Genomic DNA, 20,731 nt, shown 5'->3' on the forward strand with positions numbered 1-20,731 from the left:
TCACGGCGCACGGCGGGATGGCGCGCGCCTCCCGTCGGCGCGGCGCGTGCGTCCGGCTTGGCCGCGCTTTCGATAAAAAAAGGACGCCCGACCGATGTCGGACGTCCCAAGCAAGGAAGTCCAGGTAAGGGATAGGGAGAACATCGCTCGACCATTCGAGCGTCCGCAAGGACCCGTGACAGGCTTCGGGTCCACCCGATCAGAACACCATCGGGGTCGTTGCCGCGCACCGCTCCAGCCGTCCCTGGCTTCCACCTCGCCGGGCCAGCGAACTCGGTCCGCATCCAACGCACTAACAATACTCTTACCCCACGACACCGCGAAAAACCACGCGGGCATCCGAGTGTCATCCTTTGTTGACATATCCGCGTCAAAGGGCGGAGCCAATCGGTCACTTTCGAAGGGGGTGGGCGGCCGATGGTCGCAACGCGTGCCAAGGGCGACCCAACTGTTGAGATGTTGGGTTGGCGCCGTGGCGTGTGGCGGCCTATAGTCGAAGCCGGTGATCTATCCTGGGGGGGAAGCCCGGCGTGCGCGTGGCCGGATCGGCGCGCGGGACCGGACAGGGAGCGTCCCTCCGTGGCCGGCGGGATCAGACCATGGAACTGGGCGCCGCGAAGGAGAACGGGTCGGGGCAGGGGGCCGCAGCGCCGCCGGCACGGCCGCAATCATGGCATCCCGCCCACGGGCATCGCTGGCGGTCTGACCTGACGTTGTTCCTGATCCTGGCGACCCTGGGGGTCGCCGCCAGCTTTGTCAGCGTTAACATCCCCCACACCGAAGTCTTCCTCGACGGCCGCCATGCCTTCGGCTTCCTGGGCTTCGCGGTGCTGCGCCGGTGGTGGCTGGCGCTGGCCCTGGGGCTCACGCTGTCGCTGGCGGGGTATCACGTGGTGCCGCTCGAGGTGGCCCTGGCGGGCAATCTGGCCTACCAGCTTCCGGCGCTGGCCTTGATTCGCGTCGTGCATCGCCGCGTGCTGGACCGCCTGGGCTCCCTGGTGGTCTTCGGCATCGGCTGGCTGCTGCTGGTCCTGACCTGCTATCAGCTGTTTGTGACGCCCCTGATCCACGCCGTCATGGCCCTTCTGCGCGATGCGCCCCTGTGGCCGCTGGTGCTGGAGGGATGGCGGACCCAGCCCTTCCTGATCGAATCCATCCTGGTGGGCATCGTCTCCACGGCCGGCGTCACGGTCCTGCGCAGCTACCGCGACCTCGCCCACCGACAGCATGAACTGGATGTGCTGCTGCGCTCCCTCGGTGACGCGGTCGTGGCCACGGATACGGCGGGACGGCTGACGCGCATTAACCCTCGAGCGGAGCATATGACCGGGTGGACGGCGGCCGAGGCCCGGGGCCGACCGCTGGACGAGATCATGACGCTGGTGAACAGCCACACTGGGCGGAGTGTCGCGTCCCCCGTGGCGCGGGTGCTCGCGGAAGGGCGGCTGATCGGTCTGGCCAACCACACAACCCTGATCGCGCACGATGGCGCGCGGCGGCAGGTCGCCGACAGCGCGGCGCCGATACGCGATGTCGACGGCAACCTGATGGGCGTCGTCATGGTGTTTCGCGATGTGACGGAGTCCTACGCGGCGCGCGAGGCCCTCGCCGAGAGCAAGCAACAGCTCGACCTGGCCGTCGAGTCCGCCGGACTGGGCATCTGGGACTGGGACGCGGCCAGCGGGCGCGTGGCCCTGCGCGGATGGCAGGCGCGCCTGTTCGGATTCCCGCCCGACGCGCCGGATGTCCCGGTCGAGGTGTTCAAGAAGCACGTCCACCCCGAGGACTGGGCGGAGACCTGGGCCAAATCCCTGTCGGCGCGAGACGCCGGGCAGCCGTTCGACTGCACCTTCCGGGTGGTGCGCCCGGACGGGTCGATGATTTGGGTGCGGGCCATCGGCAAGGCCCTGACTGACGAGTCGGGCACGGTGCGGCGGGTCATCGGCACCGCCCAGGATGTGACCGAGCGCAAAACGACCCAGGACCAGTTGCACGAAACCATCGACGCCCTGACCCGATCCAATATCGAACTGGAGCGGTTCGCCTACGTCGCCTCGCACGACCTGCAGGAGCCGATCCGCAACATGGTGGCGTATTCCCAACTCCTGTCCCAGCGCTACGACGCCGACATGGACGAGGACGCCAAGGCGTTTCTGGGCTTCATCGTCGACGGCGCCAAGCGGATGCACGCGCTGGTCCTCGACCTGCTGGAGTACTCGCGTCTGTCCACCGGCAACCGTGCCTTCGGGCCGGTGGACATGGCGCATGTGGTCGCCGTGGCCTGCGCCAATCTGCGCGAATCGATTGAGGACAGCGGAACACAGCTGTCCGTCGACCCGATGCCCGAGGTCCAGGGCGACGAAGTCCAGCTCGTCTCGCTGATGCAGAATCTGATCGGCAACGCGATCAAGTTCCGCCGCGCCGACCGGCGCCCGGAGATCACGGTGTCGGCGCACAGCGACGACGCCTGGCACGTCGTCGAGGTGGCCGACAACGGCATCGGCATCGACTCCGCGCATTGCGAGCAGATCTTCCAGGTCTTCAAGCGCCTACACACGCGCCAGGACTATCCCGGCACGGGCATCGGCCTGGCGCTGGCGAAACGGATCGTCGAAGGCCATGGTGGGCGGATCGCGGTGGACAGCACGCCCGGGCAGGGGAGCCGATTCCAGGTCAGGCTGCCCAGGGCGGCCGGGCCGACCGTGATGGCCCCCGGCGCACCGCGTTCGGATTGAGGGTCTGCCGTCCATCGTGCGAGACGGGGGCCGTGCCGCCGATTCGTCGCGTTGCGCATTTGTTGCATCTTGACCGCGTGCTTGACAGCGGCAAAGCGTCCCATAGGGTCTATGGTCAAGGGTTCGTCGGCGCATTGCTGGCGGCGTGTCTGAAGGGCCGCCGCCACGGACGGCGCGCGTGACGAAGCCCTCGCCTGATGGCGGTTTGCCCGGCCCGCCGGCACCGCCTCCTCCCAACAAGAACAGGAGATCCGAACCATGACCAAGGGACTGACCGCGGCCGCCGCCCTGCTGATGGCCGGCATGATCGCTCACCCGGCCCTGGCCGATGACGCCGACACTGCCGTTCAGCACCGCCAGGACGTCATGAACGTGGCCGGCGCCAGCATGGGCGCCATTGGCTGCTTCATGAAGGGTGACTGCGCCCTGCCGGCCGAGGTGCTGGTGCGCAACGCCAAGGCCATCGCCTTCGTCGGCGAGATGTCCGTGCCGGCGTTCGAGGTGAACACCACCGACTCGATGGCCGACACCACGGCCCTGCCGGCCATCTGGGAGAACTGGGAGACGTTCGAGGGCGGCCTGAAGGCGATGACCGAGGCGGCCAACGAACTGGCGGTGGCCTCGGCCGAGGCCGACCGGGGGGCCATGGGTCCGGCGGTCAAGAAACTCGGCGGCACCTGCAAGGAGTGCCACGACAACTTCCGCGAATAAAGTCCAGGACATGCCATGAAGCCGGCCGCGCCCGGAGGGGTGCGGCCGGCCTTTGGCGTTGTGATCATGGTCCGGGGACTTTGGTACAGGACGCTGCTTCACAATGATGTGTCACCTTGATGTGTCACCTTTCCGCCAAGGCCGCGATCCCTGGCTTGGTGGGAACAGTTGGATGAAAACGAAGGGCGTCTCCTCGGTGAACTGCCGCCTGGGACGGGGACGGGTTCGGTCGGTGTGACCGATCAATCCGCGCGGGCCAGACCAAGGGCGGATGGGCTATACTCCGCGCCTTTGTATTCCCCTGCGATGGATCGACCCCGGCATGATCGATGTCCTCACCACGGTGACCGCTGTCTTTGGCGCGGTCGGGCTGTTCCGCGCCATGGTCGGAGCGGGCCGGGGCGCGCCGTCCCCCAGCGACACGGAATGGCGCCTGCTGCGCGCGGCCATGGGCGGCAGTCTGCTTGTCGTCGCCGGGCTGGTGGCCGCGCCCCTGGGGCTGTTCGGGGCCTGGGCGGCGGCGCTGGCCCTGTGCGTGCCCCTGGCTTTGGTGCGGCCGACCTGGGTGGTGCCGGGGCGGCGCCCGGACCGACGACGCGGTGCTCTGGGATACGGCATCCTGGCCCTGATCATGGCGGTGCTGCACGTCGCCCTGCCGGGCATTTCGGGGCCGCTTGCGGCGGGCGACCCGTGGTTTCCGGATATCGTGGCCCTTGTCTCGTTGCTCATCGGTCGGTCGTGGCTGTGGCGGTCGCGCTCTGATTCGCCGGTCCGGCGGTTGCGCGCGGCCGACGAAGCGCGGGTGCTGGAGGGCGGCGCCTGGTGGGACCGCGTGTGGTCACAGCATCAGGTCGATGCCGGGCTCGCGGACGTCGCGGATTCCGAGCCGGCAGCGGCGGGGGCCGGCGCGGAAGAGGCCAGGGGGGCCAAGGCCCAGGCCGCCGGCGAGGGCGACCCCGGCGACCCCGACGCGACGCTGGAGGTGCCGGGCTATGATCCGGAGCTGCTGGTCGAGGAACTGGCCGCGTTCCGCGAGCACCGCGACCGGATCGAACGGGTGGCGCTGGCTTGGCCCAGTCATCCCGTGTCCGAAGCCCTGATGCACGTTTCCGTGATCCTGCGCGAGACGCGGACGTTTCTCCAGAAGCACCCGGACAAGTACCGCGACCTGCGCCCCATCCTGGTGGGGCACGCGGCGACGGCGTCGGACATCGCCCGGCTGGTCGACCGCATCAAGGGAACGGGCGAGGCGCTGGACGATGCCGAGGGCGTGGCCACGCGCCTGTTCGCGCTGGCCAATCTGATGCGCGAGACACGCCGCAAGTCCACCCAGGCCGAGCGCGACCGCCTGAAAGCGAGCATGGCCGTGATCGACGACGAACTGAGCGCCTTGTCGGCCATGCGCGACCTGCGGGCGCGCATGGACCGGGAGAGCGGCGCGGCGGCGCGGCCCGGCGGGTGAGGCGGGTCAGCCGCCGCCGGTCTCAAGCGCCGGCAGGTCGATCAACGCGCCGTGGTCCTGGCACTCCGCGCTGGCCAGGCGGACAAACGCGTCGGCGTGGGAGTCGGGCAGCGGCAGCGTCTCCGGGTTCTCGCCCGGATAGGCCTCGCGGCGCATGGTGGTGCGAGTGCGGCCGGGGTTGATCAGGTTGACCTTGACGTTGGTCTTCAGCAGTTCGGCGGCGTAGACCCCGACCATCATTTCCAGCGCCGCCTTCGAGATGGCGTAGGCGCCCCAGTAGGCCCGCGCCTCGTGGCCGACGCCCGAGGTGACGAAAATGGCCCGGCCCGCCTCCGACTGGCGCAACAGTGGGTCCAGCGAGCGGATCAGGCGCCAGTTGGCCGTCAGGTTGATGTCCATGACCTGCTGGAACATGTCCGGCGGCATGTGGCCCAGCGGCCCCAGGCGGCCGAGATACCCCGCGTTGCCCACCAGCACGTCGAGCCGGCCGAAGCGCTGATACAGGGCGGCGCCCATGTGGTCGAGCTTGTCGTAGTCGGTCAGGTCCTCGGCCACCAGCATCAGCGGCTGCGCCCCGGCGGCCTGCACCTCGTCGTCCAGTTCCTCCAGCGCCGCCTGCGTGCGGGCCACGGCCACCACGTGGGCGCCCTCAAGGGCGAAACGCTTGGCCACGGCGCGGCCGATGCCGCGCGAGGCGCCGGTCACCACAGCAATGCGGCCGGCGAGGCGGCCTTCGGAACGGGAGGACGACGGGTTTTCGGACGCGGTCATGGGCAGAGGGCCTCACTGAAGAAATCGAGATCGTGTTTGATCCGGGGTGCTCACCTGCACTCCGCCGGGGCCAACCGCCATGCGGATCCGCAACCGCACCGGGACCGTCTGACTACCCCGCCTCTCGCAACAGCGTCAACTGCCTGGCACGGGTGCCGCCTTCCTCGTCCACCAGCGGGATCGGGTACTCGCCGGTGAAATAGTGGTCCAGGTAGCGCGGGTTGGCCGGGTCGCGCCCCGGCTCGCCCAGCGCCCGGTACAGGCCGTCGAGCGAGACGAAGGCCAGGCTGTCGGCGTCGATGTAGCTGGCCATGCCCTCGACCCCCATGCGGCTGGCCAGCAGTTCGGCACGGGTCGGCGTGTCGATGCCGTAGAAGCAGGGATAGCGGATGGGCGGGCTGGCGATGCGCATGTGCACCTCGCTCGCACCCGCGTCGCGCACCATCTTGACGATCTTCAGGGACGTGGTGCCGCGCACGATGGAATCGTCGATCAGCACCACCCGCTTGCCGGCCAAAACGGCGCGGTTGGCGTTGTGCTTCAGGCGCACGCCCAGGTGACGAATTTCGTTGGTGGGCTCGATGAACGTCCGCCCCACGTAGTGGTTGCGGATGATGCCCAGGTCGAACGGCAGTCCCGCGCCCTCGGCGTACCCCAACGCGGCGGGGACCCCCGAGTCCGGCACCGGCACGACGATGTCGGCGTCGGCCGGAGCCTCCGCCGCCAGTTCCCGGCCGATGGCCTTGCGCACCTCGTGCACGCTCTTGCCGGCCATGATGCTGTCCGGGCGGGCGAAATAGACGTATTCGAACAGGCACGGGCGCGGCGCGACCGGGCGGAACGGGCGGAAGCTCTCGATCCCCTCGCGGGTAATGACCACCATTTCACCCGGCTCCACGTCGCGCACCAACTCGGCGCCGATGATGTCGAACGCGCACGATTCCGAGGCCAGGATGTGCGCATCCCCCAACCGCCCCAGCACCAGAGGCCGCACGCCGTGGGGATCGCGCACCCCCACCAGCTTCTGCCGGGTCAGCAGCACCAGGGAATAGGCGCCCACGACCTCCGTCAGGGCCTCGACCAGCCGGTCCACCATGCGACCCGAGCCGCGAGCCATCAGGTGCAGGATGACCTCGGTGTCGGTGGTGGACTGAAAGATGGCGCCCTGGCGGATCAGGTCCTGGCGCAGGGTGGCGGCATTGGTCAGGTTGCCGTTGTGGGCGATGGCCACGCCGCCCAGGTTCAGTTCGGCGAACAACGGCTGGACGTTGCGCGGATTGGACTCGCCGGTGGTGGAGTACCGGTTGTGGCCGATGGCCGCGTCGCCCACCAGCCGGTCCATCACGCGGGGCGAGGAGAACACGTCCCCCACATGCCCCTGATCGCGGTGGGCGATGAAGCGGTCGCCGTCGTGGGCGACGATGCCGGTGGCCTCCTGGCCCCGGTGCTGCAGCGCGTGCAGGCCCAGCGCGGTGTGGGCGGCGGCATCGGCGGTGCCCAGGATGCCGAACACGGCGCAGTCCTCGCGCGGGCGGTCGGCGAGGGGGTCGTAGGACAGCGGCGCCCAGGGGGCATCGCGGAACAGTGGTCTCATCCGATTTCCGATAGTGTGTGAACCAAGCCGTCCTCCGTCCGCTCAGGACTCGGGCAGGGACCGCATCAACTGGTCCCGGATCTGGCCATCGCCGCCGCCGATGGTCTGTCCGTTCTCAAGAAGATCCTCCGGAACCAGCGCCAAGAGGGCATCCGCGCCCTGTTCGATGAACGGCATACTGCGGGCCTTCTGCACCCACGGCGGCTGCGTGTCCGGCGGCACCAGCCAGGAGGCGGCGATGAACAGGATCACCACGATCACCGCGCCGCGCGCCAGCCCGAACACAAAGCCGAGCGAGCGGTCGACCGTGTTCAGGGCGCTGTCCTGCACGCGCCGCGCGATCAACGTCGTGAACACGGACAGGATGATCAGGGTGACCAGGAAGATGGCCACGACGGCGGCCAGGTCGGCCGCCCAGTCGATGGGGATGAGATCGCGCGCATAAGGTTGCGCGTGCGGCAGGCCATAGATGGCGGCAAGGATGGCGCCGATCCAGGCGGCGATCCCCAGCACCTCGTGCACGAAGCCACGGAAGAACGCCAGGGCCGCCGAAATCACGACGATGATCAGGACGGCGATGTCCACCGGGTTGACCGGCCAGTTCTCCATCATGCTCTTTCCCTCTCGGTGCGCCGATCCGGCCGGACCGCCGCGTCCGCCCCCAGGGCGGTCACCAGGTCCTGGAGATGGCCGATGGCCTTCCTGTCCAGGCCGGCCCCCGCCGCCCCCGCCGGCGCTTGCCGCGTGCCACGCCTCCGGTCCGAGGCCGCCGGCAGCATGACCGCCGCGAACCCGAGCTTGGCGGCTTCTTTCAGGCGCGCGTCCGTCTGTGCCACGGGCCGCAGTTCGCCGGACAGACCGATCTCGCCGAACACCACCATCTCGGCCGGCACCGGCGTCCCGGTGGCCGAGGAGACGAGCGCGGCCGCCACCGCCAGGTCGGCCGCCGGTTCACTGACCCGCAAACCCCCAGCGATGTTGAGATATACGTCATGGCCCGCCAAGGCAAGGCCGCAACGGGCCTCCAGCACCGCCAGCACCATGGCCAGGCGCGCCGAGTCCCATCCGACCACCGCCCGTCGGGGCGAGCCGCCGGCCGCCGACGCCACCAGCGCCTGGATCTCGACCAGCACCGGGCGGCTGCCTTCGATGCCGGCGAAGACGCAGGATCCGGCCACATTGCCGCGCCGCTCGGCCAGGAACAGTGAGGACGGATTGGCCACCTCCATCAGGCCGGCGTCGGTCATCTCGAACACGCCGATCTCGTCGGTGGCGCCGTAGCGGTTCTTGACCGCCCGGAGAATGCGGAACGGGTGGCCGCGTTCGCCCTCGAAATACAGCACGGTGTCGACCATGTGCTCCATGACGCGGGGACCGGCCAGGGTGCCTTCCTTGGTCACGTGGCCGACCAGGAACAGCGTGAAGCCGCGCCGCTTGGCCAGGCGGATCAGCTCATGCGCGCAGGTGCGTACCTGGGCGACCGTGCCGGGGGCCGAGTCCAGGGTGTCGGCGTACATCGTCTGGATCGAGTCGACCACCACGACGCCCGGGGTGTCCGGGCCATCCAGCGTGGCGACGATGTCGCGCAGGCTGGTGGCGCTGGCCAGCAGGACCGGCGCCTCGGCCAGCCCCAGGCGGGCGGCGCGCAGGCGCACCTGTTCCACCGCCTCCTCGCCGGAGATGTAGGCCACGGGGGCCTCGCCGGCGAGCGCGGCAGTGGCCTGGAGCAGCAGGGTCGACTTGCCGATGCCCGGATCGCCCCCCACCAGCAGCGCCGAGCCCGCCACCAACCCACCGCCGCACACGCGGTCCAGTTCGGCGATGCCGGTCAGGCGCCGGGGCGGCGGTTTGCCTTCGCCCTTCAGGCCGACGAACGCGATCGAGCGGCCGCCCTTGCCGCCGGTGCCGGCGCCGGGCGGGCGCTCCGGCGCGGCCTCCTCGACGATCGTGTTCCACTCGCCGCACGCCTCGCAGCGCCCGGCCCACTTGGGGGTGACGGAGCCGCAGGATTGGCAGACGAAGGTGCGGGCGGGGGCTTTGGGCATGGGGCTCAGGTCGTCACGCGGCCGCCCCGGCCTTGTCGTCGGCCGCGCGCGGTCCCTCGTCGCGCAGCCGCCACAGCCGAAAGCGCAGGTAGCGCCACAACGCGCCGCCGAACAGGCGGCCCATCCAGCCATGCGGCCTCAGGCCGGCGGCCTTCATGACCATGCCGCTGGCGCGGTCGATGTGGCCGCGCCTGTAGTGACGAAAGGCCCGGGCGCCGTAGGCGCGGCTGCTGGTCTCGCGGTCGTAAGGCTGGTCCGGCGTGTTGGCGCAGTGGTAGGCGAAGGCCAGTTCGTCGTCCTCGCTTTCCTGCATCCGCTTGACGGCCACCATGAGGCGGTCGCGACGCGACAGCCTGTCCTCGCCCTGGGTGCGTTTCAGCGTGTCATAGAACAGCTTGTAGTGGCGGAACTCGTCGCCGGCGATGCGGTGGCAGATCTCCTTCAGCACCGGCTCGTCGGTGGCGTCGCGCAGGGCGGAATAGAAGCTGGAGGTGCCGACCTCGACGATGCAGCGGGCCACCATCTCGCCGCTGCGCGAGCCCCGGACGGAGGCGTCGACATCGGTCGGGATCACGTATCCCTCGCGGAAGCGCTGGAACGTCTCCTCGAAATCGAAACTGGGGTCGGCCAGGGTGGCCCAACGCGCCAGGGTGTCGCCGTGCTGTTCCTCCTCGCCGGCCCAGGTCTCGGCCTGGGCGCAAAACCCCTCGTCGTCCCGGAAGACGTTGCACAGGTAGCGGGAATAGTGGGCGCTGTTGCGCTCGGTCAGGGCGGCGGCCTTGATGATGCACACCATGTCGGGATCGGCGCGCGACGCATCGAACGCATCCCAGGGGATATCGTCGAGGGTCCAGTTCGACATGATCCTCACCTTGCCGGGGTTCGGGCCGGGAAGCGCGCGGCGCGGGGTGGCCCAGGATGCGACGCCGCTCGGGGCGGAGTATAGGGATAACGGCCGCGCGCGGCAAAGGCCGGCACGGACCCGGATCAGGGATCGGGAAAGCCGGCCATGGCTCGCGCCTCGGCGGGCGTGACACCGGCCTCGCGCAGCGTGCGCAGGGCGCGGGCGTTGTCGCGCTTGGCCAGGCGTCGGCCGCTGTCGTCCGTCAGCAGGCCGTGGTGGTGATAGGCCGGCGTCGGCAGATCCAGCAGGGCCTGCAGCAGGCGGTGGACGTGGGTGGCGTGGAACAGGTCGAGCCCGCGCGTGACCAGCGTGATCCCCTGCGCGGCGTCGTCCACGGTGACGGCAAGGTGATAGCTGGTGGGGATGTCCTTGCGGGCCAGCACCACATCCCCGAACAGGGTGGGCGCCGCCGTCTGTGGTCCGGCGGCGGCGTCGTGCCAGACCAGCGGTCCGGACAGGCGCGCCAGCGCCGCCGCCATGTCCAGGCGCAACGCGTGTGGCACGCCAGCGGCGACGCGCGCGGCCCGGTCGCCCGGATCCATGGCCCGGCAGATGCCGGGGTACAGCGGGCCGTCCGGGCCGTGCGGTGCCGACGGACTGGCGGCGATCTCGGCCAGAATATCCTTGCGGGTGCAGAAGCACGGGTACAACAGGCCCATGGCGTCAAGCCGGTCGAGCGCGGCCTTATAGGCCTCCAGCCGCGCCGACTGGCGCCACACCGGTGTTTCCCAGGTCAGGCCCAGCCAGGCCAGATCCTCCAGGATGGCGGCTTCGAATTCGGGGCGGCAGCGGCCGGCGTCGATGTCCTCGAGTCGCAGCAGGAACCGCCCGCCCGCCGCCGCCGCGTGGCGGGCCGTGAACAGGGCCGAGTGGGCGTGCCCCAGGTGCAGCAGCCCGGTGGGGCTGGGCGCGAAACGGGCCACCACGGGCCGAGTCTCGGGGGCGGAGACGAGGCCGCTGGCGGGTTGTCGGGAAACCGTCATGAAAACGTGATAATCTTTTTGTCATGCATGGGGTAGAACATACCACATCTAGTCCGGGTCGTCGTCGTTGAGATGGATCCGGCTCCGAAACCGGGGCCTCGGGCCGACCGTTTCGGGGCCAGGGTTGACAGGCCGGCCGAAGCCTTGGAAACAAGAGCGGCCCGCCATCATGTCCAGGGGACTGAGTGACGTGGATGCGGTACCGACACATGCGCCGGCGCTGGTCCTGAACGCGGACTACCGACCGCTCAGCTACTTCCCGCTGTCCCTGGTCTCGTGGCAGGAGGCGGTCAAGGCGGTTTTTCTCGATCGGGTGAACGTGGTTTGCGAATACGACCGCGTCATCCGCTCGCCCAGCCTGGAAGTCCGGCTGCCCAGCGTCATTTCCCTGAAGCAGTTCGTGCACACGTCACGCACGCCGGCCTTTACCCGCTTCAACGTGTTCCTGCGCGACCGTTTCACGTGCCAGTACTGCGGCCAGAAGTTCCCGACGCACGAGCTGACCTTCGACCACGTGGTGCCGCGCTCCTGGGGCGGGCGGACAACGTGGTCCAACGTCGTCACCGCCTGCAGCGCCTGCAATCTGCGCAAGAGCAACCGCACGCCCCGGGCTGCGTCCATGCCCCTGAGGCAGCCGCCTCAGCCGCCGACACATCACATGTTGCAGGAGATTGGGCGGGCTTTCCCGCCCAATTATCTTCATGAGAGCTGGCGCGACTACCTGTACTGGGACAGCGAACTCGATCCCTGGTAGGGGCGTTCCGCCATGGCACGGATTCTCGTCATCGGCAACGTCAACGCCGACGAGGTGGTGCATGTGGATGCGCCGCCCACGCCCGGCGCGCACCTGAAAGGCCGTCCCGATGGGGTGCGGCTGGGCGGGGGCGGCGCCAACGCGGCGGTTGCCCTGGTCCAGGCGGGCTACGAGGTCCTGCCGTGGGCGGTGGTCGGCGACGACGAAACCGGCGCCCGCCTGATCGCCGCCTGCCGCGCGCACGGCCTTGACGTCTCCGGGCTGCACGTCCTGTCTGGCCACGCCACCAACCGGCCCCTGATCCTGATCGACCCGAACGGGGAACGCACCCTGATCGCCCGCAAGACGATCGGTGCCGAGGCCGTGCGGCCGCCGCCGGCGGACGTCGCGGCCGACGGTGTGCTGGTGAAGACCTTCGCCCCGGCGCTGGCCCCGGTGCTGGCCGAGCGCGCCCGGCGCGGCCCGGTGGTGGCGCACGCGCCGCCGGCGTCGTTCGACAGGTGGCCGGCCACCGTCTGGGTGACGTCCGAGAGCGAGGATTCGGCGGCGACGGGCACCAACCCCTGGCACGAAGCCCGATCGCGGGCTGGCGACGCGCTGCGCTGGCTGGTGATCACCCGGGGCGCGCGCGGCGCCGAGGCGCTGGGGCCGGACGGTGTGAAGGTCAGGGTGCCGGCCGAGCCGGTGGAGCGCGTCGTCGATACCACCGGCGCCGGCGATGTGTTCGCTGCCGGCCTGTTGCACGGGTTGATGGCCGGGTCGGGCATCGGCGATGCCATGACGATCGGCGCGCGCTGGGCGGCCCGGACGATTCAGGCCCCCGGGTCCATTCCGCCGCCCCGCCCCTGATCCCCGTGGACCGGGGAAACGACTTGGAACGGGACTTGTGCCGCACCCTCGGGCAAAAAAACCCAATATTCCGATCAACAAAAGCCCGAATTGAATATTTCCCACACACTTCGAGCGGCCTCTCGGGCGGCGTGAGAGACATGTGCGTATTCCGGAAATCCAATCTTCACTTCCACAAAGTAAATAATGGCGGCGTGCGTGGCTGTTCCGGTATCGGCTCGTCGGGTTTGACCGGTTGACTCGCCGTCGGGCGATGCTTATTTTTATCGCCATCGGCCAATCCATTGCAGACACTTGCTCTATATTCTGTCCGCGATCGTGAGACCTGATCGTCGGATACAGTCCTGATTGAGCGCCATAATCGCGGCATGGGCCAAGCGCCATTCGGCGGCGTCGGACAGGCTGGTGCCGAAGGGCGGGGGGCGCTTCGGTAGAAATGGGACCAGGAACGGGGAACGCTCACTTGACTGCCACGGAAAAGCTGGTCGTCCGCGACCTTTTCAAGGTTTTCGGCGACCATCCCGAGGAAGGCATCCGCCTGTACCGGGAGGGGCTGGGGAAGGACGAGATCTTCGAGAGGACGGGGATGACCCTGGGCGTGTGCGACGCCAGCTTCTCGGTCCGCGAGGGCGAGATTTTTGTGGTCATGGGCCTGTCGGGCTCGGGGAAGTCGACGCTGGTGCGGATGCTCAACCGCCTCATCGAGCCGAGCGCCGGTGAGATCGTCGTCGACGGTTCCGACATCGCCAAGATGAACACCAAGGAGCTGATCGAGTTCCGGCGGAAATACATCAGCATGGTGTTCCAGTCGTTCGCCCTGATGCCGCACCTGACCGTGCTGCAGAACACGGCCTTCGGGCTGGAACTGTCCGGCATCCCGCAACGAGACCGCGAACAACGCGCCATGACCGCGTTGGAGCAGGTCGGTCTGGCCCCCAACGCGCAAAGCTTTCCCAACGAGTTGTCCGGCGGGATGCAGCAGCGCGTCGGCCTGGCCCGGGCGTTGACCAATGATCCGTCCATCATGCTGATGGACGAAGCCTTCAGTGCCCTCGACCCGCTGATCCGCAGCGAGATGCAGGACGAACTGATCGCCCTGCAGGAAGAGCAGAAGCGGACGGTCGTCTTCATCTCGCACGACCTCGACGAGGCCATGCGCATCGGCGACCGCATCGCCATCATGGAAGGCGGCCGGGTTGTGCAGGTGGGCACGCCGGACGAAATCCTGAACAACCCCGCCGACGACTATGTGAAATCGTTCTTCCGGGGCGTGAACGTCTCCAACGTGCTGACCGCCGGTGACGTGGCGGTCAAGCAGCAGGTGACGATGATCGACCGCGAGGGCTCGGTCCGCGCCGCGTTGCAGCGCATCGGCAAGGCGGACCGCGATTTCGCCTACGTCGTCGACAGGCGACAGCACTATCACGGCGTCGTGTCGGTCGCCTCGCTGGAGGCGGAGGCCAAGGGCAGCAAGCCCGAACTGCACAACGCCTTCCTGACGGATGTCGAGCCGATCCGCGCCGACACCAGCATCGGCGACATCATCGGCGCCGTGGCGCAGGCCCCCTGCGGCGTGCCCGTGGTCAACGAAGAGAACCGTTACATGGGCGTGGTCTCGCGCGCCCTTCTCCTGGAAGCCCTGAACAGGGAGGGCGCCGAGAATGGCTGACGATACCTACGAAGTTGCCCAATCCAATCCCTGGGCCACCGGCGGATCGAACGGCGATGCCGCGTCCGGCGAGGCCGCCGGCGAGTCCACCAGCAATCCCTGGGGCGCCGCCACCGGCACCGGAAGCGGTGACGCCCGCACCGGCGGCGAACAGCCGGCCGGCACCGACTGGCTCAGCCAGGCGCCGCCGGCCGAGGAAAAGACCTTCGACATCCTCAATCCGTTCGAGCACGCGTGGATTCCGCTCGAGGGCTGGGTCGAGACCTTTCTCGACTGGGTGGTCAACAACTTCCGGCCCGTGTTTCAGGCCATCCGCCTGCCGGTCGACTGGGTGCTGACCAGCGTGCAGGAGGCGCTGACGTGGCTGCCGGCGCCCCTCATGCTGATCGTCATTGCCCTGCTGGCGTGGCAGGCGGCCGGGTGGCGCCTTGGGGTCGGCGCGATCCTGTCGCTGATCTTCGTCGGCCTGATCGGCGCCTGGGAAGCCACCATGGTCACCCTGGCCCTGGTCTTGACGTCCGTGTTCTTCTGTATGGTGATCGGGCTGCCCATCGGCATATGGCTGTCGCGCAGCGATCGCGCCGCCCAGGTGATCCGGCCGATCCTGGACGCCATGCAGACCACGCCGCCGTTCGTCTATCTGGTGCCGATCGTCATGCTGTTCGGCATCGGCAACGTGCCCGGGGTCATCGTCACCATCATCTTCGCCCTGCCGCCGGTGATCCGCCTGACCAACCTGGGGATCCGTCAGGTCTCGGGAGACCTGATCGAGGCGGCCAGGAGCTTCGGCGCCTCGCCGAGGCAGCTTCTTCTCAAGGTGCAATTGCCGCTGGCCATGCCGACCATCATGGCCGGCGTCAACCAGACGCTCATGCTGGCCCTGTCGATGGTGGTGATCGCCTCCATGATCGCCGTCGGCGGTCTGGGGCAGATGGTGCTGCGCGGCATCGGCCGCCTGGACATGGGCCTGGCCACCGTCGGCGGCATCGGCATCGTCCTGTTGGCCATCATCATCGACCGCATGACCCAGGCCATGGGCGTGTCCAAGCGGGACCGGGGGAACGTCGGGTTCCTGGAGACCGGCCCGGTGGGCATGGTGCGCCGGGCCATGGGGCACGGCCGGGCGGCCGCCGCCCAGGCGGTGGACGCCGCGAAGCCAAACCAGACATGAGCCGGCGCCGGATCGGCGCCCGTTCGCAAGACCCGCAGATCGTGACGCAACGCTTCGGTCGATTGTGCGTTGATGTCAGAAAACCAAGATCACTGAAGGGAGACCGCATCATGAACCAACTGCTGAACTCAACGACGCTGCGCGGCACGGCCGCCGCCGTTGGCCTGTCCGTCGCGCTGATGGCCGGCCCGGCGCTGGCCGCTGACATGCCGGGCGAGGGCGTCGAGGTGATTCCGCTGAAGTCCTCCATCGCCGAGGAAACCTTCCAGACCATGCTGGTCATGAAGGCGCTGGAGGAACTGGGCTACGACGTCCAGGACATCAAGGAACTGGAGTACGCCGCCGGTCACGTGGCCATCGCCAACGGCGACGGCACGTTCATGGCCGACCACTGGGATCCGCTGCACTCCGACTTCTTCCAGGAAGCCGGCGGCGAGGAAAAGATCTACCGGGAAGGCGTGTACTCGCCGGGCGCCCTGCAGGGCTACCTGATCGACAAGAAGACGGCCGAGGAACACGACATCACCAACCTGGGCCAGTTGCAGGACCCGGAAATCGCCGCTTTGTTCGACAATGACGACGACGGCAAGGCCGACCTGACCGGCTGCACACCGGGCTGGGGCTGCGAGCAGGTGATCGAGCATCAGCTGGACGCGTTCGACCTGCGCGACACGGTCACCCACAACCAGGGTTCCTACTCGGCCATCATCGCCGACACCATCACCCGCTACGAGCAGGGCGAGTCCATCCTGTACTACACCTGGACCCCGTACTGGGTCTCCGGCGTGCTGGTGCCGGGCGAGGACGTGGTGTGGCTGAACGTGCCGTCCTCGGCCCTGCCGCCGCCGCGCGAGGACGTGGACACCAGCCTGCCGGACGGCTCCAACTACGGCTTCCAGGCGAACGATCAGCGCATCATCGCCAACCGCGAGTGGGCCGAGGCCAACCCGGCGGCGGCCGAACTGTTCTCGATCATGAAGATCTCGGCCAACGACATCAGCGCGCAGAACCTGAAGATGCGCGATGGCGAGGACAGCGAAGAGGACATCGAGCGCCACACCGAGGCCTGGATTTCCGCCCACCAGGACACCTGGAACGGCTGGCTGGAAGAGGCCCGCGCGGCCGCCGAGTAAGCGACTGACCGCTCCAGACCGAAAGACCGCGAAGGGGGCCGGCGCCGTTGGGCGCCGGCCCTTTTCACGGGTCACGGGCGGGTCCGAGGACCGCTCGCGATGGACGAACACCGTGCATCGACCTATTCTGGCCACGACCGGGGGGTAGAACATCGGCACCACGCGGCCCCTGGCTCAGCGTGGGTCCACGAAACGCCAGGGGCCACCCGCTCCATGGTCGCGCGCGAGGGATGCAGCAGGTGTTTGAACCAATAACGTCGCCTCCGGCCTTCCGCTGTTTCCCGAGGGGCGCGACGCCGTCCCGGGCCGCTGCCTTTGCGGTGGGCTTCGTCCTGGTCCTGGTCGCCACCGCGATGCCCCGCGCCGCGCCGGCCGAAACCGCCATGCCCTCGGTCATCGACGGTGATACGGTGCAGACGGCCGATGGCATCCATCATCTGGCGGGGATCGATGCCCCGGAACTGGGCCAGCGTTGTCGGCAGGCCGGCCGGTGGATCCGCTGCGGGCAGGACGCCGCCTTCGCGCTGCATCGGGTTCTGAGCCTGTCATTGGCGCCGCTGGTCTGCACGCCGCTGCCGGATCGGTCGCCCGCCGCGGACGGGTCGCGCGTGTCGACCTGCGCCATCGACGGCCGCAAGGACATCGCCCAGGTGCTGCTGTCGCAGGGGTTGGCGATCGCCCTCAAGGACGCGCCCAGCGCCTACCGCGAGGCCGAGGAGAATGCGCGGGCCGCCAACCTCGGCCTGTGGCGCACCGAGTTCGTGCGACCCACGGACTGGCGCAAGGGGCGGCGCCTGCCGGACGATCCGGTGGTTGACCCGCCGCCGTGCCCGATCAAGGCCACCACCGACGCGGACGGCCATCGGCTCTACCTGGTGCCGCTGGATGCCGCCTACGCGGCCCTGCCCGACGAGGCGGTCGAGGCCCGCTATTGTAGCGACGAGGACGCCGCCGCCGATGGCTGGCGACGCCCGCCCATTGGCGTGCCGCAACGGTGAGCGCGTCCGGCCGGCGAATCATGCGGCCGTGCAGCGTACAGGACAGGCGGGGATCACTCCGGGGTCACCGCGCCCGCGTTCGTGGCCGCCGGGCAGGCCTTCGCCTTGCCGCAACTGGCGCAAGCAGGACGGCGGCGGCCGAAATACGAGCGCCACAGGTAGACCAGCGCCACCGCGACCACGGCGCCGACCAGCAGGATCTCCACAAGGCCGGTGCTGGCTTCGGTGGCCAGATTGACGGTCGGGGCGGCGTCCGCAAGCGCGGGGGTGGTCGCGTCTGTCGTGGTCATCCCGTCATCTCCTGGTGCGTGTCACGGTATCCCGGCGTCGGCAATGATCGGCCGAACGGGGTCTTGAAAAAGCCCACCAGCAGCAGCAGGGCCAGCGCGGTCAGGTAGACCGCCGTGAACATCTGCAGGCCAGTGAGTTCAAGGGCCGTGCCCACGGTGTAGACGGCGCTGGCGGTGGTGAGGGCCAGCGCGGTGGGAAAGACGATGGAAAACACCATCCACTTGTAAGACCCCGTCTGCACCCGCACCATGATGGTGGTGGCCAGGCACGGCGGGTACAGGGCGAAGAACAGCATCAGCGCCAGCGCCGTCATGGCGGTGTAGCCGGCGGCCTTCTGCTCCGATCCCATGCGTTCTTCCAGTGTCTGGTTCTCGCCCTCCGGCTGGTCGAACAGCACGCCCAGGGTGGCGACACTGCTTTCGCGCGCGGCGAAGGAACTGAGCAGGGCGACGTTGATCTTCCAATCAAAGTTGGCGAACTGGGTGACCGGCTCCAGCGACTTGCCGAGCTGGCCCAATGCGCTGTTGACGATGCGCTCGTCCTTCATCTCGCGGCGCAGTTCCTTGCGCGTGGTGGCCAGGTCGCGCAGCGCCCCCTGCGCGGCCCGCGCCTCGGGATCGCGCGAGCGCACGACGAAGGGCGCCAGATCGGGGTGGTTCTCCTTGACCCGGGCGTCGAGCGCCTCGGCGGCCTCGCGGCTGCCCACCATCATGCGGTCGGACCGGTAGTCGGTGTACAGATTGACGAGGCGGGTCAGGCTCTCCTGGTCCGGCACGGCGGCGGCCAGTGGGTTGCCCGCAAGCGCCTCGCGGAACTCGACGATCGCGGCCTCGGCGCGGGCGTGATAGTCGGCCTGTCGCTCCGGCGTCAGGCCGGGAAATTGCAACAGCACGTAGACCACCGTCGCCACCGCCAGCACGACCGTCCCCACCTTCTTGATGTACAGCCACGTGCGGTCGAAGGACCGCCGCAGCACGCCGGTCACGGTGGGCAGGTGGTAGTGCGGCAATTCCATGACGAAGGGCGCCGTCTCCATGCCGCGCAAGACCGACACGGACAACAGCTTGGCGATCAGCAGGGCGAAAATGACGGTGATGGTCGACAGGTAGAACAGGACCAGCCCCTTGGCCTCAACGAAGTAGATGTTGATGAGCAAGGTATAGAGCGGCACCTTCGCCAGGCAGTTCATGAACGGCACGGTCAGGATGGTGGCCATGCGCGCCCGCTGGTCCGGAATGCCCTTGGTGGCCATCACCCCCGGCACGGCGCAGCCGCCGGCGAACACGCCGCCCAGGATGAAGGGCAGGGTGGACTGGCCGTGCAGGCCGAAGCGGTGCAGGATGCGGTCCAGGATAAAGGCGATCCGCGCCATATATCCGCTGTCCTCCAGAATCGCGATCAATGCGAACAGGATCAGGAAGATCGGCACGTAGTTCAGCAGGGCGTTGGCGGAATCGACCATCCACAGCCCCATGGAGCGGATCACCGGATCGTGCAGGAAGCCCGCCGCCGGCAACACGTCGCCGACGATATCGCGGAACCCCGCCAGCAGCGGCCAGGTGATCTTGGTCAGCTCGTAGCCCTGCACGATCGACAGTTGGTAGATGACCCAAACGGTCAACACCAGAAAAGCGGGTGCCAGCCAGCGGTTCAGCAGGAACCGGTCGATCCGCTCGGTCAGCGGAACGTGGTCGGTGCGCGCGTGCTGCATACTGGTGGCCAGGATCTCGCCGGCCAGGTGATCGCGGCAGGCGGCCATGTGGTCGCCGGCCGTCAGGCCCTTGCGCTCGTGGAACGCCGCCGCCGCATTCTGGGCCTGATCGAGCAGACCGTGGGCATGGGTCACGTGCTGGTGCAGCAGGCGTTCCGCCTCGCTGTCCTCCTCCAGCAGTTTGGCGGCCAGCCAGCGGGCGGAGACAACGCTCTTCAGGCTGGGCAGTTCCGAGAGCCGGACCTGCAGGGCGGCAACGGCCTCCTCCAGGTCGCTGTAGTTGATCGTCGCCGGTGGCGCGTGCTCGGCGTCGGCGACGCGGCCGATGGCGGCCCGCAGGTCCTCGCGCCCCACGCCCTTGTGCCCGACCACCGGGACGACGGGTGCGCACAGCCGGCGCGACAGGGTTTCCAGGTCGAACGACAGGCCCCGGCTCTTCGCCACGTCCATCATGTTCAGGGCGATGACAACGGGAAATCCCAGTTCCATGAGCTGGAACGTCAGGTAGAGGCCGCGCCGAAGGTTGGTGGCGTCGACGACGTTGACCACGACGTCGGGCTGCTCGTCCAGCAGGAACTGGCGGGCCACACGCTCTTCCAGGGAGAACGAGGTCAGGCTGTAGGTCCCCGGAAGATCGACGATCTCCACAGCGCGGTCGCCGTCGCGATAGGCTCCGCTCTTCTTGTCCACGGTGACGCCGGGGTAGTTGGCGATGTGCTGATGCATCCCTGTCAGGGCGTTGAACAGCGTGGACTTGCCGCAATTCGGCTGGCCGGCCAGGGCCACCAGGGTCCGTTTGCGGGGGGCGGCGGACGGTGCGTCCGGAGCGGAGGAGGCGGCCATACAATACCTCGACAAGGGCGGGGGCACCGTGTGCTGGCGCCCGGCAGGCGTTGGTGCGAAACAATCGCATTTCCTGCCGGTTGTCCAGGCCGATCCCGAGACGCGGG

17 protein-coding genes are annotated in these 20,731 nt (G+C 68.6%); 9 read left to right on the forward strand and 8 right to left on the reverse strand.

Annotated features, from left to right (window positions below; all coding sequences use genetic code 11):
* The first annotated feature begins 599 nt into the window (after window positions 1-599).
* The 3 genes from Q0309_RS16990 (at window position 600) to Q0309_RS17000 (ending at window position 4,908) form a co-directional block, all read left to right on the forward strand.
* Complete coding sequence (locus tag Q0309_RS16990; protein WP_299444051.1) at window positions 600-2,735, forward strand: ATP-binding protein; 2,136 nt, start codon at window positions 600-602, stop codon at window positions 2,733-2,735.
* Between the two features lie 258 nt (window positions 2,736-2,993).
* Window positions 2,994-3,446, forward strand: coding sequence for a cytochrome c (locus tag Q0309_RS16995; RefSeq protein WP_299444054.1), 453 nt, complete (start codon window positions 2,994-2,996; stop codon window positions 3,444-3,446).
* A 322-nt stretch (window positions 3,447-3,768) separates the two neighbouring features.
* Window positions 3,769-4,908: a hypothetical protein gene (locus tag Q0309_RS17000; RefSeq protein WP_299444057.1), complete on the forward strand. Its 1,140-nt coding sequence runs from the start codon at window positions 3,769-3,771 to the stop codon at window positions 4,906-4,908.
* A 6-nt stretch (window positions 4,909-4,914) separates the two neighbouring features.
* Here Q0309_RS17000 and Q0309_RS17005 read toward each other — a convergent pair whose 3' ends face one another.
* From Q0309_RS17005 to gluQRS, 6 genes are all read right to left on the reverse strand, one after another.
* Entirely contained in the window at window positions 4,915-5,679 is a 765-nt protein-coding gene (locus Q0309_RS17005) for an SDR family NAD(P)-dependent oxidoreductase (RefSeq protein WP_299444060.1), read from the reverse strand.
* 112 nt (window positions 5,680-5,791) lie between these two features.
* Window positions 5,792-7,273: an amidophosphoribosyltransferase gene (gene purF, locus Q0309_RS17010; protein WP_299444063.1), complete on the reverse strand. Its 1,482-nt coding sequence runs from the start codon at window positions 7,271-7,273 to the stop codon at window positions 5,792-5,794.
* Between the two features lie 42 nt (window positions 7,274-7,315).
* Window positions 7,316-7,885 (reverse strand): CvpA family protein, encoded by a 570-nt coding sequence (locus tag Q0309_RS17015; protein ID WP_299444066.1) that lies wholly within the window; start codon window positions 7,883-7,885, stop codon window positions 7,316-7,318.
* Window positions 7,882-9,318, reverse strand: coding sequence for a DNA repair protein RadA (gene radA / locus Q0309_RS17020; RefSeq protein WP_299444069.1), 1,437 nt, complete (start codon window positions 9,316-9,318; stop codon window positions 7,882-7,884). The genes Q0309_RS17015 and radA overlap by 4 nt, the downstream gene beginning before the upstream one ends.
* 13 nt (window positions 9,319-9,331) lie before the next feature.
* Window positions 9,332-10,180, reverse strand: coding sequence for a ferritin-like domain-containing protein (locus Q0309_RS17025; protein WP_299444072.1), 849 nt, complete (start codon window positions 10,178-10,180; stop codon window positions 9,332-9,334).
* Window positions 10,181-10,305: 125 nt separating this feature from the next.
* The gene (gene gluQRS / locus Q0309_RS17030; RefSeq protein ID WP_299444075.1) at window positions 10,306-11,205 is read right to left on the reverse strand and encodes a tRNA glutamyl-Q(34) synthetase GluQRS; all 900 of its coding nucleotides are present in this window, start codon (window positions 11,203-11,205) and stop codon (window positions 10,306-10,308) included.
* 169 nt (window positions 11,206-11,374) lie between these two features.
* On the opposite strand from gluQRS, the gene Q0309_RS17035 reads away from it, so the two are divergent.
* The 6 genes from Q0309_RS17035 to Q0309_RS17060 all read left to right on the forward strand — a co-directional run bounded on the left by Q0309_RS17035 (window position 11,375) and on the right by Q0309_RS17060 (window position 17,779).
* A complete protein-coding gene (locus Q0309_RS17035; RefSeq protein ID WP_299444078.1) occupies window positions 11,375-11,959 on the forward strand; it encodes an HNH endonuclease in 585 nt (194 codons plus the stop codon).
* Window positions 11,960-11,971: 12 nt separating this feature from the next.
* On the forward strand, window positions 11,972-12,808 hold the full coding sequence (locus tag Q0309_RS17040) for a PfkB family carbohydrate kinase (protein ID WP_299444081.1): 837 nt from the start codon (window positions 11,972-11,974) through the stop codon (window positions 12,806-12,808).
* Window positions 12,809-13,271: 463 nt separating this feature from the next.
* A complete protein-coding gene (gene proV, locus Q0309_RS17045) occupies window positions 13,272-14,477 on the forward strand; it encodes a glycine betaine/L-proline ABC transporter ATP-binding protein ProV (RefSeq protein WP_299444084.1) in 1,206 nt (401 codons plus the stop codon).
* Window positions 14,470-15,648 carry a glycine betaine/L-proline ABC transporter permease ProW gene (proW, locus tag Q0309_RS17050; protein WP_299444087.1) on the forward strand — a complete coding sequence of 393 codons (1,179 nt, stop codon included), beginning with the start codon at window positions 14,470-14,472 and terminating at the stop codon, window positions 15,646-15,648. Before proV ends, proW begins: the two co-directional genes overlap by 8 nt.
* 110 nt (window positions 15,649-15,758) lie before the next feature.
* Window positions 15,759-16,781 carry a glycine betaine/L-proline ABC transporter substrate-binding protein ProX gene (gene proX, locus Q0309_RS17055; protein ID WP_299444090.1) on the forward strand — a complete coding sequence of 341 codons (1,023 nt, stop codon included), beginning with the start codon at window positions 15,759-15,761 and terminating at the stop codon, window positions 16,779-16,781.
* Window positions 16,782-17,020: 239 nt separating this feature from the next.
* A complete protein-coding gene (locus Q0309_RS17060; protein WP_299444093.1) occupies window positions 17,021-17,779 on the forward strand; it encodes a thermonuclease family protein in 759 nt (252 codons plus the stop codon).
* 53 nt (window positions 17,780-17,832) lie between these two features.
* Here the strand turns inward: Q0309_RS17060 and Q0309_RS17065 are convergent, their stop codons facing one another.
* Window positions 17,833-18,069, reverse strand: a complete 237-nt coding sequence (locus Q0309_RS17065) for a hypothetical protein (protein ID WP_299444096.1) — start codon at window positions 18,067-18,069, stop codon at window positions 17,833-17,835.
* The gene (gene feoB / locus Q0309_RS17070; protein WP_299444099.1) at window positions 18,066-20,624 is read right to left on the reverse strand and encodes a ferrous iron transport protein B; all 2,559 of its coding nucleotides are present in this window, start codon (window positions 20,622-20,624) and stop codon (window positions 18,066-18,068) included. Before feoB ends, Q0309_RS17065 begins: the two co-directional genes overlap by 4 nt.
* Window positions 20,625-20,731 lie beyond the last annotated feature (107 nt).

The sequence above is a fragment of the uncultured Rhodospira sp. genome, assembly GCF_937138205.1.
In the GTDB taxonomy this organism is placed as follows: domain Bacteria; phylum Pseudomonadota; class Alphaproteobacteria; order Rhodospirillales; family Rhodospirillaceae; genus Rhodospira.